13 protein-coding genes are annotated in these 18,828 nt (G+C 47.6%); all 13 read left to right on the forward strand.

Features of this window, described 5'->3' with window-relative positions; genetic code table 11:
• Positions 1–57: 57 nt before the first annotated feature.
• On the forward strand, positions 58–756 hold the full coding sequence (locus ACDJ58_RS09260) for a hypothetical protein (protein ID WP_072732338.1): 699 nt from the start codon (positions 58–60) through the stop codon (positions 754–756).
• Between the two features lie 330 nt (positions 757–1,086).
• Entirely contained in the window at positions 1,087–2,832 is a 1,746-nt protein-coding gene (locus tag ACDJ58_RS09265) for a sensor histidine kinase (RefSeq protein ID WP_413377293.1), read from the forward strand.
• Positions 2,833–2,917: 85 nt separating this feature from the next.
• A complete protein-coding gene (locus ACDJ58_RS09270) occupies positions 2,918–4,540 on the forward strand; it encodes a response regulator transcription factor (RefSeq protein ID WP_413377295.1) in 1,623 nt (540 codons plus the stop codon).
• Positions 4,541–4,643: 103 nt separating this feature from the next.
• Positions 4,644–6,350 (forward strand): sugar ABC transporter, encoded by a 1,707-nt coding sequence (locus ACDJ58_RS09275; protein ID WP_413377297.1) that lies wholly within the window; start codon positions 4,644–4,646, stop codon positions 6,348–6,350.
• 248 nt (positions 6,351–6,598) lie between these two features.
• The gene (locus ACDJ58_RS09280) at positions 6,599–7,489 is read left to right on the forward strand and encodes an ABC transporter permease (RefSeq protein WP_413377299.1); all 891 of its coding nucleotides are present in this window, start codon (positions 6,599–6,601) and stop codon (positions 7,487–7,489) included.
• 29 nt (positions 7,490–7,518) lie between these two features.
• Complete coding sequence (locus ACDJ58_RS09285) at positions 7,519–8,397, forward strand: carbohydrate ABC transporter permease (RefSeq protein WP_413377301.1); 879 nt, start codon at positions 7,519–7,521, stop codon at positions 8,395–8,397.
• Positions 8,398–8,429: 32 nt separating this feature from the next.
• Positions 8,430–9,539: an arabinogalactan endo-beta-1,4-galactanase gene (locus ACDJ58_RS09290; RefSeq protein ID WP_413377303.1), complete on the forward strand. Its 1,110-nt coding sequence runs from the start codon at positions 8,430–8,432 to the stop codon at positions 9,537–9,539.
• Positions 9,540–9,575: 36 nt separating this feature from the next.
• The gene (locus ACDJ58_RS09295) at positions 9,576–11,648 is read left to right on the forward strand and encodes a beta-galactosidase (protein ID WP_413377305.1); all 2,073 of its coding nucleotides are present in this window, start codon (positions 9,576–9,578) and stop codon (positions 11,646–11,648) included.
• A gap of 279 nt (positions 11,649–11,927) precedes the next feature.
• Positions 11,928–13,367: an NAD-dependent malic enzyme gene (locus ACDJ58_RS09300; protein ID WP_413377307.1), complete on the forward strand. Its 1,440-nt coding sequence runs from the start codon at positions 11,928–11,930 to the stop codon at positions 13,365–13,367.
• A gap of 1 nt (position 13,368) precedes the next feature.
• Positions 13,369–14,094: an HD domain-containing protein gene (locus tag ACDJ58_RS09305; RefSeq protein WP_413377309.1), complete on the forward strand. Its 726-nt coding sequence runs from the start codon at positions 13,369–13,371 to the stop codon at positions 14,092–14,094.
• Positions 14,095–14,345: 251 nt separating this feature from the next.
• Positions 14,346–15,413 (forward strand): FUSC family protein, encoded by a 1,068-nt coding sequence (locus ACDJ58_RS09310; RefSeq protein WP_413377311.1) that lies wholly within the window; start codon positions 14,346–14,348, stop codon positions 15,411–15,413.
• 140 nt (positions 15,414–15,553) lie between these two features.
• Positions 15,554–16,015: a pyridoxamine 5'-phosphate oxidase family protein gene (locus ACDJ58_RS09315; RefSeq protein WP_413377313.1), complete on the forward strand. Its 462-nt coding sequence runs from the start codon at positions 15,554–15,556 to the stop codon at positions 16,013–16,015.
• Between the two features lie 242 nt (positions 16,016–16,257).
• On the forward strand, positions 16,258–18,633 hold the full coding sequence (gene helD, locus ACDJ58_RS09320; protein WP_413377315.1) for an RNA polymerase recycling motor HelD: 2,376 nt from the start codon (positions 16,258–16,260) through the stop codon (positions 18,631–18,633).
• Positions 18,634–18,828 lie beyond the last annotated feature (195 nt).

Consider the following 18,828-nt stretch of genomic DNA (forward strand, 5'->3'; position numbering starts at 1 on the left):
CAAACCATAATAAGGAAAAATATGATATAATCAGGTGTCTGATTAGGGGGTGTTCGTGTGTCGAGAACCAGACTTGTGTTCTCTGCGATGTTATTGCTGTTTGGTATCATTTTTACGTTTAAGCATCACCTCGGTTTCTCTGTGGGGGACACGATGTTGTCTGCTATAGGCATGTCGCCTTATACCACATCCTATGTAAGTGGTGTGCATATCACGTTATTTTTTGGAATGGGTATATTAGCGTGCAGCTACTATCTTACACGCAAAGAAATCATGCCATTATATCCGGTTCTGGCCAAACGGCTCTGGCTGATCGTTCTCGCTATTGTTCTCAGTTATTCCTACATGACGGATAAATTGATGTATGTAGCCAAATGGGGGGCTTCCGGTATCAATGGTGTTTCCTATGTCCAAAATGATAGCTCCTGTACCTATGATGTACTGGAAAATGGCATTACACGAGTAAACTGTGACCTGACACTCAAAAATTACACCAGAGAGCCTGTAGCAGCTGTGCTCTTGCCTGACTTGGCCCGCAGTTACAAACACCAGGATGATCCGCTCTATGAATCCCTGCAATCTGTCCAGCTGAAGCCTGTGCATATAGAGATTGAGCCGCATGGAACATTTAAAGGTCAACTGGCGTTTTCCGGTTTGGCTGCCTCCCCGCTGCGAGTCAAAGGAAAGCTAACCGATATTGTAATGGATGTCGCCGTAGATGGAGAGAACACTGTGTTTGACTACGATATTCCATAATGATTTTGCGTTAGCAAGATAGAATCAATACATAAGAAGATCATTGCGAATTAGAAGAAATTAATCAATATATAGTGTTTAGAAAGGAGCTGGCGGTTGTCAGCTCTTTTTGGCGTGGAAGTTGCAATTAGTGCAGAAAAGTTGGTTTTGTCACCTTTATGTATGTATATGGTAACGCTTACGATATATAGACAGTCTCTTTAAAGAGATTAAGTCAGGAATAACAGATGAGCTGTGGAGCGGATTCGCCCAGAAAAAATAGTTTATGTTTAACGCTTTCATCGTTAAAATTAGATTCACTGACTAATGAAGGCAAGGTGAGGTAAGCAGATGTCATACCGGACGAATCTATTTTCCAAAATGGTCATTTTAATTCTAATTATGCTGGTTCCAGTCGTGCTGCTGTACTGGTATTCCAACCATAAAACGACAGCAGTTCTGCGGGATGAACTCAATCGCTCCAACAGTAACCAACTGGAATTTTTTCAAAATCAAGTGAATACACACATCGAGTTGTTATCCTCGTGGCCGAATCTGCTCATCCATGATCCCGATATTGCGAGCTTCCGACGGATCTACGCTGACAGTAAATATTTCGATCTGGATACGATCAATCTGGTTAAACGTATTCAGAACAAGCTGAGTATCCAGGAAAGTTCATCCAACTGGACAACGAAATTGTACCTCTATTCGCCGACGCTGGGCAGGGTCATCTCTGAACGAGATGCTGGCTATTACGATCAGGAGACGCTGCGAGGCAACATATCATCTGGATGGAATGTTCGAAAGATTCAGGAGGGGGAAGATGATCGATTCATCTTCAGCTGGATCACCGTATCTCCATACGGTATTAGTGATCCCGCAGCCAATGCGCAAACCGTGATTAAGCTTGAATTCGACAGTGACAACATTCGAGATATGCTGGACAAATTCAAGGACGATGGTCGCCATGATCCCTTTTATTACCGGGAAGAGACGGGGGTTATCTATAACCGAACTTCGGATCGTGCCCTGACAGGCCAGCTGATGGACAAGCTGGCCATTGATAAGCTTAAGGATGTGGATAACCGAACAGTAGTCATTGACGGCGAGCCTTACATGGTTAATACGGTAAAGTCCAGCACGACAGGATGGTATCTGGTCGATTACATGCCGCTATCAGCTATTCTGAAGCCGATTCATCAATCCAATATAACGTTTTATTCAGCTATGATCTGTCTACTATTGATGAGCTTTGCCGTGGCCTATCTGTTATATGTACAGGTCCAAGTCCCTGTCAAACAGTTGATTCGTGGATTCCAACGATTGAAGCAGGAGGATTATTCAGTTCGAATCATCCCCAAAGGCCGCAATGAATTCAGCTTTTTGTCCGAACGATTCAACTCCATGGTGGCGCAAATTCAGCAGTTATTTGAACACGTGTACCTGGAACAGATTCATGTGCGTGAAGCCCGGCTGAAACAGCTGCAATCGCAGATTAATCCACACTTTTTCTATAATTGTTTCTCGTTCATTACGAGCATGGCAAAGCTGAAGCGTGTGGATGCCGTAGTTGCTATGTCGCATAATCTGTCCCGATACTATCGGTACACGACGAGGCAGGAGCGTGATGTGGTACCGCTCACGGAGGAAATTGAGTTCGTCACCTGTTATCTGGAGATTCAACAGATGCGTATGGACCGAATACGTTTCAAAATTGACTTATCGGAAGACATCTTGAGGCAGGAGGTGCCTCCGCTAATCGTTCAACCACTGGTGGAGAATGCGGTTATTCATGGTATTGAAGCCGATGCCGAGGCTGGGGAAATACGGGTGTCGGGAGAACAAAGAGATGGCATGATGATTCTTACCGTAGATGACGACGGGCAAGGTATGGATGAATTGGCCCGGCAGATGCTGCTCCACAAACTTACAGGGGGTATGGATCAAGATATGGGGTGTGGGCTGTGGAACGTCAACCAGCGTCTTCAGCTCAGGTATGGGGAGCGGGCTGGACTTAGTGTTATGGAATCACCGCTTGGGGGGCTGCGTGTTACCTTGTCCTGGCCTGCTGACGAGGAACATCTTCTTGAATAGAAGGAAAGAAATAGAGACGCCATATGACTACAGCATGATGACCGTGGCATGCATTGCATAACTATGCAGATAGGGAGTGACTTTCTTGATTGATATCTTACTGGTGGATGATGAAACGTATGTGACTGAAAGTCTGGAATTGACCATTCCCTGGGGAGAGCTCGGGGTTACGACGGTTTTGCGTGCAGGATCTGGTAAGGAAGCGCTGCAGATTTTGGAAGAGAATGCAGTGGACCTCGTGGTGACCGATATTCGAATGCCGGGCATGTCCGGACTGGAGCTAATTGAGGAGGTAAGCAATCGATGGGCGCATATCCGCTGCATCCTGCTGACCGGGCACAGTGATTTTCAATATGCCAAGAAAGCCATTCAGCTGCAGGCTGCCGATTATATTCTCAAGCCGGTGAACGATGAGGAATTCATGGCTTCGATCTCCGCTGCCATCACGTCCCTTCGGGATGATTGGGATGAATTTGATAAATACCATCGTTTGTTATATAGCCGGAAGTCAGATTATAAAATTTTGCGAGAAAATCTGATGCACGATTTGTTGCTGGGCCGCGAGATTTCAGCACGGGCACTGGGTGAACAGCTTGAGAAGTATGAGATAGTGCTCCAGCCAGATCAACCGGCGGTCATGATGCTAATTCGCCTGACAGGCCGGTTCTCGGCAATGGATCAGCAATCACTGGATTTGATGGAGTTTGCGGTTGGCAATATCGCCGAAGAGGTGTTTGGACCGCAACTCAACGTCTGGTTTTCACGTGGCCCCCATGAGTGTCTGGTCATGATAATACAGAATCAGGGGTTGACGGAGCCTGAGCAAACGAACATGGAAGAACTGAAGCAGCCGGCTGGAACCTTCCGTGAGCATGTCATTCGATATCTGCAAGGCGATCTGTCCATGGTGGTCACAGCACCGTTTCATTTTGCCGATCTGACGACCGCTTATCGTAAAGGTTTGGGATCACTGGTACTGTCGGGTCCAGAGGAAAATACGATCATTTATATGGATAAAGAGCTGTCCAAACGGCCGGAGAACGATGCGGCACAAGCGCTTGAAGAGCTTTATAAGCCACCCGTGCTGCCTCAATTGCTTGAAACCAAACAGTGGGAGGCTGCGGCACGCAAACTGAATGCCGTCTTTGATGCAGCGGACCGTGTATGTCTCTCCAGAGAACATGTATATGAGATGTATTTGTCTGTGACGAATGCTTTTATGTATATCGCGCATAAGCAGGGGCATCTCGTGCATGAGATCGATCATGCGGGATTTGACCTGCTATTGGCGCATCAGCTGATTCAATCGCCTGACAAGCTTCGCCGCTGGGCGACTGAGATGCTCGCCAAGTTGCAGGAGGAGCTGTCGGATCAGGAAGGCGTACAGAGTCGAAGACACGTCATCAAGCAGGTTCAGGAGATGGTAACCAGAGACGCAGGACAGGATCTATCCGTGAAGATGATCGCAGACAAAGTTTATTTGCACCCCGTGTATTTGTCCAAGATCTACAAAGCCGAGACAGGTGAGGGGCTGGGCGATTATATGATTCGAATGCGGATGGAGCGTGCATTGTATTTGCTCAAAAACACGAATAAAAAGATATACGAGATTACCAGTGAGCTTGGGTACCAAAATCCGCAATATTTCAGCAAAATGTTCAAAAAGCATTACGGAATGACACCGAATGAATATCGGGATCAGGCATAATTTCAACATCATTCCAATATATAGGTTGCCAAAGGTGCAGAAATCTTGTTTTCGTGACATAGGCTGAAAGACCCGGCAGGCCTATAATGAAAGGGTAACCAAAATGATTGAAGGGGGAACAACATTGAGAGCGAAATCCACGAAAAAGAGATTACTGTCGCTTCTCGCAACGGCGGTGTGTCTGACCGGCGTCCTTGCAGGCTGTACAGGAGGAAATAGCGGAGGAGATAGTGAGGCATCAAGTACGCCAGCTATTGAAAACGAATACAAAGAAAAATATGATCCGGCAGTGACCCTTACAACAGCATGGGGAATTGATCCTGAGCTAAAATTCAAAAATGGCGAATCGATGGAAAATAACGTGTCAACCAAGTGGGCCAAAGAGAAATTCGGCATCGACATCAAATCATTGTGGTCTGTAACGGATACAAACGGTGCGTTTGCGACGAAGCTTCGTCTAGCGATGTCTTCTGGCCAGGAGATGCCTGATGTGGTAACGGTAGGGGACAACCTGCTTGCACAGGATCTGATTGATTCTGGCATGTACCAGGAAGCGGGGCCGCTGTTCGACAAATACGCTTCCGACACATGGAAAAAAGCGATGGAGCAGGACCCCAATGTATGGAACCAGTATAGCCGTGACGGCAAAAGAATGGGTATTCCCGTACTGGACTATGCGTACAACAATGATTACCTGCTGTGGATTCGTCAGGATTGGCTGGACAAGCTGAATCTGGAGGCGCCAAAAACAATCGATGAACTGGAAAAAGTCATGGATGCGTTCAAAAATCAAAATCCGGATGGCTTAGCTCCGGATAAGGTCATACCGCTCAGCATCGGTTTCAAAACATCCATGAACACATGGATGGGAGATCCATCCTGGATCTTCGGTGCATACGGAACACTGCCATTCCAATGGAATGTAGCTGAAGATGGCAAGTTGGAATATGGTTCCATCAATCCTGGCATGAAGCAAGGTCTGACCAAATTGAGCGAATGGCTCAAAAAAGGATATATCCCGCAGGAAGCAGCATTATGGGATGAAAACAAAACAGCAGAGCCAGCAGTGGCAGGTACAGCCGGTATTATCCCAGGTCCATACTGGATGAGCGGATGGCCGCTTCTGGATACGGTGAAAAATGTGCCAAGTGCCGTTTGGAAACCGATTGAAATCCCGTCCGGTCCAGAAGGCAAAGCTATGCGTCACGGTACACAGTTTGTTAACGGTGTTATTCTGATTAAGAAAGACATGGAACATCCTGAAGCCTTCTTTACTTATCAGAACTACCTGTTCGACAATTATGCAGACCCGGCACCGGGTAGCCCGTATGATAACGGTCTGTTTGCAAAGTATGACTATCAATTGGATGCCAATGGAAAACAAATGCCGATTGACCAAATCGAAGGCGGATATGTGAATGTTGTACGTTATCTGCTCGTTCGTGACGGCGCTCGTATTCCGGATGCTCAGATGAAAGCCCTGCTGAATCTGGCAGATGGCAAAGAGCCTGAGACGAAGCTTGAGAAGGATGTTGCTGTCAACTACGGTAAAGAAACCCCTGCCGCAGCGAAAGTGTTGCTCGGTCAGGAAGAGATCTCCTATAAAAATATGTTCACAGGTCCTACAACAGCGACAATGAAATCCAAGCTGGACTACCTGAACAAAATTGAAAATCAAGCATTTAATGAAATCATTTATGGCAAAAATCCGGTAGATGCGTTCGATACATTTGTACAAACATGGAAATCGGGTGGCGGTGACCAAATCACACAAGAGGTTAACGAATGGTATGACAGTGTGAAAAAATAAGGATACAGGGGCGTGCAGACCAACCAGGTCTGCGCGCTTTTTTTGTCGTTATGAGAGCCTGATTTGCTTCGGGAAGGTTCGGGTCAGCGGTGGATGAATGAATGAAAAGACAGCGAGTCCAAACTGGTTGCTTTTGTGCCATTTATATTGCTTTTATGTGCTGTTTGACCTATGCAAACGGTTGATATAATCGCAGTATAAGCCACTCAGGGAGCACTTGAGTAGGAAGAATTACAGGGGGAGCAATCATGAGAACTTTAAAACGAACTTGGCCATTCCACGTAATGCTGCTGCCAGCCATCATCTTTCTGATCATATTCAGCTACATTCCCATGGGCGGCATTGTCATGGCATTTCAAAACTATAAGCCATGGATGGGCATCAGCGGCTCGGAATGGGTAGGGCTGGATAATTTTCGATATTTGTTTGAACGTGAAGACAGCTTGCAAGTCATCTGGAATACATTAATCATTGCTGTACTCAAGCTGATATTCAATTTATTTATCCCGTTCGTATTTGCGATATTGCTGAATGAGGTTCGGAAAATTGCTGTTCAGCGGACCATTCAGACTTTGGTTTATCTGCCTCACTTCCTGTCCTGGGTTATTCTCGGTGGTATTCTGATAGATCTGCTCTCCAACGAGGGGCTGGTGAATCGAGCGCTGGGTGCCTTCGGGCTTGGACCTTACTTCTTCCTTGGAGATAATGACTGGTTCCGATTTACGATTATCATTTCCGATGTATGGAAAGAGTTCGGTTATAACACGATCGTGTTTCTCGCTGCACTGGCTGGCATCAACCCGTCCCTGTATGAAGCAGCGGAGATTGATGGTGCAGGACGCTGGAAACAAACGCTGCACATTACAGTACCTTCCCTTGTTCCCATGTTGATGGTTGTCGGTACACTGGCGCTGGGTAACGTACTGAACGCCGGGTTTGATCAGATCTTCAACTTGTACAACCCGCTCGTATATCAAACCGGGGATATCATCGATACGTTTGTATACCGATCCGCGATGGTGAACGGAGAGATGGGTTTTGCTACAGCAATCGGATTGTTCAAATCCGTCATTAGCATGATTCTGATTCTCGTATCATACAGCCTTGCCAAGAAATATGCCGGATATCGTATTTTTTAACCGACTTCATAGGGAAAAGAGGGACCAACATGTATCACAAATCGCTGCCTTATCGTGTGTTTAACATATTCAATACCTGCTTCCTGATTCTACTGGCCATTCTCTGTATTGTGCCGCTGATACATGTTCTGGCTGTATCCTTTAGTGTCAAATCAGCCGCCGATGCCAATCTGGTCAGTCTGTGGCCCGTAGGGTTCTCGCTTGAAGCCTACAAGAAAACGATGAATAATCCGATCTTCCTGCATTCGATCTGGGTCTCGTTGCTGCGGACCGTCATTGGTACAGGCATTACGCTATTGATTACCTTTTTGGCAGCCTATCCATTGTCGAAAGAAAATTCTGTTTTTAAAGGAAGAAACATCTATTCATGGCTGTTCGTTTTCAGTATGATTTTTAACGGGGGCCTGGTTCCATTCTACATGGTCATCCAAAAAATCGGATTGATGGACTCGTTCTGGGTGCTTGTACTCCCGGGTGCGGTGAATACGTTCCTCGTCATCCTGATGCTGAATTTCTTCCGCGGCATTCCGCAGGAGCTGGAGGAAGCGGCATTGATTGATGGAGCAGGTCATTTCCGCACATTGTTCAGTATATTTCTTCCCATCTCGATGCCGTCCATTGCTACGATCGCTTTGTTCAGCATGGTGTTCCACTGGAACTCCTGGTTCGACGGCTTGCTCTATCTGAACAATGCCAAGGATTACCCACTGGCGACATTCCTGCAGACTGTCATTATTGGACGCGATATGAGTACGATGAGCATGGATCCGAAGGAAATGGAAGCGATCTCCCAAACCACAGTAAGAGCGGCACAAATTTTTATTGGAAGTGCGCCAATCCTCATTGTGTATCCATTCCTACAGCGCTTCTTTGTCAAAGGTATGACCTTGGGTTCGGTTAAAGGCTGAGCCTGCATCTAAATTAAACGGAGGTTGATGAAGTGGGCAATTTAAAGGAAGAGGCATTCATTCTCGGAATGGATGTGTCATTTATGGATGAAATTGAGCAGCATGGTGGGAGCTATCGTGACGAGGATGGGCAGCAGGCGGACTTGCTGACCCTTCTCAAGCTGGGTGATGCCAATGCAATCCGATTGCGAATCTGGAATGATCCTGTAGGCGGATTCTGTAATCTGGAGCGGACGGTAGCGGTAGCCAAACGGATCAAGGAACAAGGCTTGCAATTCTTGCTGGATTTTCATTATTCCGATCGCTGGGCTGATCCAGCCAATCAATGGAAGCCAAAGGCATGGGAAAAGCTGTCATATGAGGAACTGCAACGTGAGGTATGTACTTATACGGCAGATGTACTGAGAACACTCAAGGAGCATGATGCATTGCCGGACATGGTGCAGGTGGGGAATGAAATTACACCGGGCATGTTATGGGATGAAGGACGTGTTGGTGGGGAAGAGCATGATACCGACGAACAGTGGGAGCGTTTTGCTGGACTTGTGAAGTATGGCATCGCTGCTGTTAAATCGATTGATTCGGAAATCAAGATTATGATTCATATAGACCGCGGTGGTGATAATGCGGAGAGTCGCAAATTCTATGATCGGTTTGAGGCACTAGGTGTGGAGTTCGATATCATTGGGCTCTCATATTACCCTTGGTGGCATGGAACACTGGATGCGCTGCGGGATAATCTGCATGACCTGGCTGAACGCTACGGCAAACCAATCAATGTTGTTGAAACCGCTTATCCTTGGACATTGGAGCAGCCTGAAGGCCACGAGTGGATTCTGAATCAGGAAGAACTGTTGTTGCCAGGATATCCGGCAAGCGTGGAAGGACAGACGCGTTATCTGAAGGATCTGCTGCAGATTATTCGTGAAGTTCCCGGCGGTCTCGGAGCGGGATTCTATTACTGGGAGCCTGCCTGGATTCCTAGCAAGGAAGAGTGGTCTGTTGGACATCCGAATAACTGGGGCAACCTGACGATGTTTGACTTCAAGGGTCAGAAGTTGCAATCGTTTTCAGCGCTGAAGGCTGGAGAGGAAAATGACACTGCATTGGATGAGCAGCCGAGTGCTGCATTGATCAAATAGATGATTCAAAATGAAATGAATGAAGGAGTTGTCAGCATGACATACAAATATCCACCCGTAAGTTCCAAAGCACCTCATATGTTACATGGTGCAGACTATAACCCGGAGCAATGGCTACGCTACCCTGAAGTACTTGAAGATGATATCCGCCTGATGAAGCTTGCCAAATGTAATGTGATGTCCATTGGCATCTTCTCATGGGTATCCCTTGAACCGGAGGAAGGCGTGTACACGTTTGAATGGCTGGATCAAGTACTGGATCGTTTTGCTGCCAATGGAATTTATGCATTCCTGGCTACCCCGAGCGGTGCAAGACCTGCCTGGATGTCGGCCAAGTATCCCGAAGTGTTGCGTGTTGGAGTCAATCGCGTTCGCAACCTGCATGGCTTCCGTCACAACCATTGCTATACATCTCCGGTATACCGGGAGAAGGTTACTGCAATCAATACAAAACTTGCAGAACGTTACTCGGATCATCCCGCAGTAATTGGCTGGCACATTTCCAATGAATTCGGCGGGGATTGCCACTGTGATTATTGTCAGGACGCTTTTCGCGGCTGGGTGAAAAACAAATACGGCACACTGGACGAGTTGAATCACTCCTGGTGGACAACATTCTGGAGCCATACCGTGACAGACTGGAGTCAAGTGGAGTCTCCTGCGCCGCACGGAGAGACACAGGTCCATGCGATGAATCTGGACTGGCGCAGGTTTGTCACAGATCAGACCGCTGATTTTATCGTGCACGAAACGAAACCGCTGAAGGCCAAAAATCCCGATCTGCCGGTAACGACCAACCTGATGGAGTTTTATGAAGGATTGAACTACTGGAAGTTCGCTGACATTCTGGATTTCTTGTCTTGGGACAGTTATCCGACATGGCATGATGCGGACGAAGAAGATACGCTGGCATCCAGAGTGGCGATGATGCATGATATCGTTCGTTCAATCAAGGGCGGGCAGCCGTTTCTATTGATGGAGAGCACACCGAGCTCAACCAACTGGCAAGAGACAAGCAAATTGAAACGTCCTGGTATGCATTTGCTGGCATCTCTGCAAGCTGTGGCGCACGGCTCGGACAGTGTACAATACTTCCAGTGGAGAAAGAGTCGGGGGTCCAGTGAAAAGCTTCATGGAGCGGTTGTAGATCATGTTGGGCATGAACATACCCGTGTGTTCCAGGATGTTACTGACGTAGGAGTGGCACTGGAAGGAATGCAGGCGGTGGTTGGAACGTCCGTTCCGGCCGAAGTTGCCATCATCTTCGATTGGGAAAACCGTTGGGCGGTAAAGGATTCCCAAGGACCGCGTAACATCGGAGTAAAGTACGAGCAGACGGTGGAATGGCATTATGATGCCTTTTGGAAAAAAGGTGTGCCTGTGGATGTCATCGACATGGATGCTGATCTCTCCAAGTACAAACTGCTCATCGCACCTATGCTTTATCTGGTACGCGAAGGGGTTGGCGAACGCATTGAGCGATTCGTGGAAAATGGCGGTACATTTGTAGCAACGTATTGGTCAGGTATCGTAAATGAGAATGATCTGTGCTTCCTCGGAGGATTCCCTGGGCCGCTTCGCAAGACGTTGGGGATCTGGTCAGAAGAGATCGACGGCTTGCATGACCGTGATCTGAATGGGGTTGTGCCTGTGAAGGACAACGGGCTTCAACTGAATGCCGAGTATGATGCAATCGAATTATGCGACCTGATTCATCTGGAAGGTGCCGAAGCACTGGCGACGTATCGCTCTGACTTCTATGCCGGACGGCCTGCTTTGACCGTCAATCGTCTTGGTTCAGGTAAAGCATATTATATGGCTACGCGTTTCAAAGCTCCATTTTACGATGATTTCTATGGCAGTCTAATGGCTGATCTGGGTATAGAGCGTGCTCTTGAAACTCAGCTTCCTGCTGGAGTTACGGCACACATCCGTACAGATGGCACAGCGGATTATGTATTTGTGCAGAACTACACACCGGAGCCTAAGCAAGTACAACTGGACAACCAGTCTTATCGTGATCTGCTGAGTGGTGATGCTGTAGAGGGTAGCCTGGATTTGCAGCCATATGATATCAGAGTACTGCGCAGAGCGGTTGAGCGTAAATAATATAATATTACTCATTTGGCTGAAAAATCTAGGGATAACAGCGATCGAAGGTTGTTCTGTAATTGGAGTGGCAAGTGTAAATATTCTTTAGTTCAACTTATATAGTGTGCAGAAGGGTCACCCTTAACGTCTCGATCAGACGGAGAGGGTGGTCCTTTTTGTCGTATTTAGATCACACTGAGTACTTTTTCTGGACAAGATAAAGGATAAACGTGTCCGCGCAGCGAAGACAAACAGGTAACATTGCAACTCAAGACTTTCAGTCTGGGAGGAATTGGAATGAATCAAAGGAATCTAGACGGTAACAGCTTTATTATTCGGCTGGAAATGACAACAAAAGATATCAAGTTTGGGGAAGTGGCCTCGGCCATCTCGGAAGCTGGCGGAGACATTATCGCCATCGACGTAATTTCGACCAATCAGGATGTAAGTGTGCGCGACTTAACTGTCGCTGTAACGGATGCACAAGATAACAGCAAAATTATAGAAGGGGTGCGCCAGCTTAAAGGGGCATCCATCATAAACGTATCGGACCGGACGTTTCTGCTGCACTTGGGCGGCAAGATCGAGGTTACACCGAAGACACCGATTCATAACCGGGAAGATCTGTCACGCGTATATACACCGGATGTAGCCCGGGTATGTGCGGCCATTTCAGAAGAGCCTGGAAAGGCATTTTCGCTGACAATCAAGCGGAATACGGTTGCCGTAGTATCGGATGGCAGTGCTGTGCTTGGACTCGGTAACATTGGACCACGTGCCGCGATGCCGGTCATGGAAGGTAAAGCGATGTTGTTCAAACAGTTTGCAGGGGTGGACGCTTTCCCGATCTGCCTGGATACACAGGATACCGAGGAAATCATTCGAACTGTGAAAGCGATCTCACCAGCATTTGGCGGGATTAATCTGGAGGATATTTCTTCACCGCGTTGCTTCGAAATTGAGCGTCGCCTGAATGAGGAACTGGACATTCCGGTATTTCATGATGACCAGCACGGTACAGCAGTTGTGTTGTATGCAGGTCTGATCAATGCGCTCAAGCTGGTTGGCAAGTCCATCACGGATGTAAAAATTGTCGTCTGTGGTATCGGTGCAGCAGGTGTGGCATGCAGTAATATTCTGCTGTCCGCGGGTGCGAGTCGGGTTGTCGGGGTCGATCGTGATGGTGCTCTGGTACGGACGAATACCTATGAAAATGAAGTATGGAGCGACTATGCGGCTCGTACCAACCCGGAACTGGAGACAGGTTCACTTCGTGACGTGATTCGCGGAGCGGATGTCTTCATCGGTCTGTCGCGCGGTAACCTGTTAACCCGTGAAGATGTGCAAACCATGGCCGCCGATCCAATTGTTTTCGCCATGGCGAATCCGGTACCGGAGATTATGCCGTCTGTGGTGGAAGACATCGTGGCTGTCATGGCGACAGGCCGCTCGGATTATCCGAATCAGATCAATAACGTATTGTGTTTCCCAGGTATGTTCAGAGCCGTTCTGGATTGCCGTGCCAGTGAGATTAATGAGGAGATGAAGCTCGCAGCAGCTCAGGCGATTGCTTCAGCCATTTCGGATGAAGAGCGCACCCGTTATTATATTATTCCGAGTGTTTTTAACGATAAAATCGTCAAATCGATGCGCAATCGCGTGATTGAAGCAGCGGTCAAAACGGGTGTGGCAAGACGTATACCGCGTGAACAAACTCGCGAAGGCGGGGACGTGTAAGATGCAAGAGAATTCCCCTCAACATCTGAACCTGAGCACACAACAATTAGGGCATGGGGATCAGGTTGATGGAACGTTAACAGGAGAGGCAATTCTTCGAGCGGCTCGTGCTTTTGTACAGGGAGATGCGGCCGCACATACGGATGGTCATGACTGGCCGCATATCGAGCGGGTGACCGCACTTGCGGTCGAGCTTGCACACCGTATAGGTGCCGATCCCTTTATCTGTGAACTCGCTGCATTGCTTCATGATGTGCCGGATGAGAAGCTTAACGAAAGTCTTGAAGCCGGAATGGCAAAGCTGAATGCATGGCTGGATACCCAGCCGCTTGAAGCGGGTACACGGGAAGCTGTGGTACACATCATTAGTTCCATTTCCTATGCAGGAGGGCAGCGACCTGCCGTCTCATCTCTGGAAGCCCAGGTGGTGCAGGATGCGGATCGCCTGGATGCGCTGGGCGCTATTGGTATTGCGCGTACGTTTGCTTTTGCCGGCGCGAGAGGCCGTGAGATGTATGATCCTGCCCTTCCGCCACGAGAGCAGATGACGCGAGAGGAATACCGGAATGGACGCAGTACAACGATCAATCACTTTTACGAAAAGCTGTTTAAGCTAAAAGATCTGATGAACACATCCTATGGCAAGGAACTGGCAGAGCAGCGTCATGACTTTATGGTGCAGTTTGTGGAGCAATTTAAGCGTGAATGGGAAGGAAGGTTCTCATAACTTTCTCCGTTTGAGTTAAACATACAATACCCCCTACTTCCGATAGTGGAGTGTGGGGTATTGTTGTGTATACATAGAAGTAATAGGGAATCTAACTCATCAACAGGATACAGGGCATGGTAACCCAAAGGCTTCCATGATACAATAAATCGTTCTCCTGAATTGATTCGGGCAAAAAAAGAAATATGGGGTAATAATGATAATGATCATCCAACGAATGAAATCAGTTTCGAAAAAGAGGAGGGGTCACCATGTCATTTGGTGCACGTGTACTTAAGACAGGCATTGCGGTCACGCTGGCCCTGTACCTTAGCAGCATGTTCCTGAACCCGCAATCTCCCGTTCCCGCCGCGATCGCGGCCATCTTTGCGATGCAGCCATCCATTTATCGTTCCTGGAAGTATTTCCTGGATCAGCTGCAGACCACCACACTTGGGGCAATTGTGGCCCTGCTGGGAGGCATGGTGCTGTCCAATGAGCCCATCGCCGTCGGGTTAATTATTGTGCTGGTTATTATGATTTGTCTTAAATTGAATATGGGCGAAACGGTTGGCCTGACGCTGGTAACCGTTGTATCGATTATGGAAGCGTCGGGTGACTGGCATTTTGCATTGAACCGTTTCCTGCTGACACTTGTCGGCATTGTATCTGCTTTTCTTATTAATATTACGGTATTTCCACCCAAGCCAAAGATTCAGTTCGTGAAGCAGATTCAGAGTGTGTTCAGTGGCATGTCACTGCTGCTGCGTACATCGATCTCGGATGAGATCAAGGAAGTGGTGTTCCGGGATGAGAAAAATAATCTGGGCGGTTCCATTAAATCTTTGTCAGATAAATATAATTTGTTTGAAGAAGAACAGAAGAAGATGAAACGTTCCAAATTCAGCGAGACCCGGCAGATGGTCGTATACAAACAGATGCTGCTGAGTCTGCAAAAAGGATTCGACGTGCTGGATTCGGTAGAACGCCATTATTTCCAGGCATCGCGAACACCGGAAATGGATGAGTTCTTTGATACACATCTGGAGCTTGTTATCAAATTCCATGAACATGCGCTGCTTAAATTCGAGGATAAGCTGAAACCGAACGGGGAAGAGGCGGCACAGTTCATTTTGGATAATGATAGCTTCATGGAGCAGGCCATTTCCCAGTTTGATATTGATCAGGAAGGGATGCTGAGACTGTCCATCGTAGCTGCCGCCATCTATGACTATGGCTATCAGCTGGAACGATTGAACCGGCTTGCCGAACATGTGCATAGTGCCAGTGAAGACAAGGAGTCACAGGATAAAATTCTGAATTGGCTTAAATGGCCGTAAACATGGTAGTACAGTTTGCGGTAATGTGGTTTCATCATATACAATGGAACCACAACCAGCCCGGACAGCGTGTCCGGGTTGTTTTGCATACATAGCGCAAACCTTGCGCCACCAACTCAATCGAACCGAGGTAGATACGTATGAATTTAACACAGCTTGGCCCTGAATGGATGCAGTGGTTCAATGGACAGGATCTGGAGCAGAAGCAGCACGAAGCGATGCAATTGCTGACTGTGTCCGAAGATGGCTGGCCGCATCAGGCGATGATTAGTATGGGGGAAGTTATTGCTATCACGCCCAACTTGCTGAGACTGGCTTTATGGCCTGGAACGCAGACAAGTATGAATATGAGACGAACAGGCAAGGCTACCTTGATTGCTGTTCATCAGCAAAGCTTGTTATCTATTCGTCTGGATGTGACTTCACTGCCACAACTCATGGAAGCTGTGCATCCGAGAGATCGTTTCGAGGCTCAGGTGTTAAACGTTCGTGTAGATCATGTACCCTATGCGGAGATTACTTCAGGGATAACATTTCAATTGAAAGACGAATCTGGGGCTATTAAACGCTGGAGAGAGACCATTGAAGAATTACGACAATAGAATGGGATCGTTCTATATTCATCCCATTCGAGGGTAATAATAGAATGAAAACAACAAAAAACGCCTCCGCTTGCATCGGGACGTTGTCACTGGTACAATAAAAAATGGTTTTCAGAAAATTAGAACTAATTAACATAAAATAAAAAAATGTTTACTTTCTAATTAATTATACCATAGCCTTTTCGGGCTTGTCAAATGGGCTTTTGAGGACACAATCCGGGGAAAGAGGGGCGTATTAACATATGAGTACAGACCAGCAATGGAGCGAGGAGCAACAGCGGGTCAACATTGTAACAGAACAGATTGATCGGAAAATCGACATCCTAGAAAAAGAGGTAGGTTCCTTCAGGGACGAAGTTGTAGGGATGAGAAAAGATTTCTGGGACGAAGTCACCATGAACTTTAGCGAAGCGGATGACGTGGGTGAGACCTCCACCAGTATGAGGCAGCAATCACAGGTTCTATCGGATCGGGAACGCAGCCATCTGAATACGGCAGCAGCGCTGGACAAAATGAAACGGCTGCATCATTCACCGTATTTTGGACGCATTGATTTTAAGGAAAATGGCGATCCAAAAGCAGAACGAATCTATCTGGGGATCGCATCATTGCTGGATGAGAAGGAGGAGTCCTTCCTTGTCTATGACTGGCGTGCACCCATATCGAACCTGTATTACGATGGTGCGCCAGGTCCGGTCACGTATCATACACCGAGTGGTGAGATCCGTGGCGACATTGAGATGAAGCGGCAGTTTGTCATTCGGGATGGACGTATCCGCTTTATGTTCGACACCGGGGTTACGATTGGGGATGAACTGTTACAGGCTGTTCTCAGTCGAACCTCAGATGCACAGATGAAAAGCATTGTGGCGACCATCCAGAAGGAGCAGAACCGGATTATCCGTAATGATCGGACCCGCATGCTGATCGTGCAGGGAGCTGCTGGCAGTGGTAAAACATCCGCTGCACTTCAGCGTGTGGCGTATCTTCTCTATAAATACCGCGAGCATCTGCAAGCGGATCAGATGGTCCTTTTTTCGCCAAACCCGATGTTCAACAGCTATGTTTCCACCGTACTGCCTGAACTTGGGGAGGAAAATATGCTGCAAACGACCTTCCAGGAGTATCTGGAACGCCGTCTGGGCCGTGAATATCAGCTGGAAGACCCATTCATTCAGCTTGAATACGTACTTACTGGAACAGAAGATCCTCAGTACGAAGCGCGTATGTCCGGCATTCGATTCAAGTCATCCGAATCTTTCCTGAAGGTGATAACACGTTATAAGGACAGCATGATGACTGAAGGTATGAAATTCAAGCCAGTTCGGTTCCAGGGACGGGCTGTTGTTACGGCAGAGGCCATGGCCGAGAAATTTTACAGTTTTGAGCCATCCGTTAAGCTGGTGAATCGTCTGGAAATATTACGGGACTTGATGCTAAAAGAGTTATCTGCATTCGGTAAAGGCGAATTGGAAGCCCCTTGGGTAGATCAACAACTGGATCTAATGGAGCCGGAGGATCTCCAGCGGGCCTATCAGCGCTTGAAACGCAAGCAAAAAGGAAAGTCGGATACGTTCGATGATTTCCAGCAGGAACGAGAGATCCTTGCCCGGATGGTGGTCAGTGATCGGCTCAAGCCTTTGCGCAAATGGATCAAATCATTACGTTTTGTCGATGTCCGTCAACTGTACGCGCACTTATTCAACGACCGGTCCCAGATGGTTCGCCTGTTGGGAGAGGAAGAACTGCCTTCACATTGGGAAGAGATTAGTGAGATGACACTTCGCAGACTGAAAGTACAAGAGCTGGCCTATGAGGATATCACACCTTATTTGTATCTGCGTGAGTTGCTGCTCGGTTTCCATATTAACTCCAATATCCGCCATGTGATCATTGACGAGGCACAGGATTACTCTGCCTTCCAGCTGGCCTTTATGAAGAGATTGTTCCCGAGATCGAAAATCACCGCACTTGGAGATTTTAATCAAGCCATCTATGCACACTCTTCGGTATTAAGTGGTACGGGGCCGCTGACTAACCTCTATGGACCGGAAAATACGGAAGTGATCGAGCTGACGAGAAGTTATCGTTCAACACAAGAGATCGTGGAGTTTACACGCGGCATGGTTCCGGGTGGAGAAGAGATTGTTCCATTTAACCGAGGCGGGGAGAAGCCGAAAGTGATCGTTTCCTCCAATGAACAGGAGCATCTGGATGTCATTACAGCCGATCTCAAGCATCTGATTCAGGAAGGGTATGAATCGGTTGCGGTCATCTGCAAAACGGCGGAAGAGAGCAAGGACGTACACGAAGCGTTAAGCAAAGTACTGCCTGCGGCACCGAAGCTGATCAAGAAAACAACACTGGCCTTTGAACGGGGTGTGCATGTTATACCGGCGTATTTGGCTAAAGGTGTGGAGTTTGATGCGGTTCTGATCTATGACGGATCTGCATCGCAATATGCGCAGGAACATGAACGTAAGCTGTTCTATACGGCATGTACCCGTGCGATGCATTTACTGCATGTCTATTGCATGGATAAACCGAGCCCGTTCATTACGTCCCAGTCCGATGGATTGTATGATATGGGCAAGGTGTCTGCGGCTCAAGCCGATTGACTTCGTCTTTCATGTTCATGAAGAAGGCTTCCGTTCGATGGGACGGGAGTCTTTCTGTGTATTGCGGAATACGATGTGGGGAATAAGAAGCTCAAGAGGTTGGCCTTTGGTGTGAGAAGTATGGAGGAGATCACTGGACATAGTAATTTCATCTCTTCTGACATGAGATCAGACGGATTAGGTTTCATGGATAAA

The sequence above is a fragment of the Paenibacillus taichungensis genome, from assembly GCF_047302525.1.
GTDB classification, from domain to species: Bacteria; Bacillota; Bacilli; order Paenibacillales; family Paenibacillaceae; genus Paenibacillus; species Paenibacillus taichungensis_B.

Coding starts and splice junctions, on each gene's coding strand:
- ACDJ58_RS09265 (WP_413377293.1), top strand. CDS start 1,087: ATGTCATACCGGACGAATCTATTTTCCAAAATGGTCATTTTAATTCTA.
- ACDJ58_RS09275 (WP_413377297.1), top strand. CDS start 4,644: ATGATTGAAGGGGGAACAACATTGAGAGCGAAATCCACGAAAAAGAGA.
- ACDJ58_RS09280 (WP_413377299.1), top strand. CDS start 6,599: ATGAGAACTTTAAAACGAACTTGGCCATTCCACGTAATGCTGCTGCCA.
- ACDJ58_RS09285 (WP_413377301.1), top strand. CDS start 7,519: ATGTATCACAAATCGCTGCCTTATCGTGTGTTTAACATATTCAATACC.
- ACDJ58_RS09295 (WP_413377305.1), top strand. CDS start 9,576: ATGACATACAAATATCCACCCGTAAGTTCCAAAGCACCTCATATGTTA.
- ACDJ58_RS09300 (WP_413377307.1), top strand. CDS start 11,928: ATGAATCAAAGGAATCTAGACGGTAACAGCTTTATTATTCGGCTGGAA.
- ACDJ58_RS09305 (WP_413377309.1), top strand. CDS start 13,369: ATGCAAGAGAATTCCCCTCAACATCTGAACCTGAGCACACAACAATTA.
- ACDJ58_RS09310 (WP_413377311.1), top strand. CDS start 14,346: ATGTCATTTGGTGCACGTGTACTTAAGACAGGCATTGCGGTCACGCTG.
- ACDJ58_RS09315 (WP_413377313.1), top strand. CDS start 15,554: ATGAATTTAACACAGCTTGGCCCTGAATGGATGCAGTGGTTCAATGGA.
- helD (WP_413377315.1), top strand. CDS start 16,258: ATGAGTACAGACCAGCAATGGAGCGAGGAGCAACAGCGGGTCAACATT.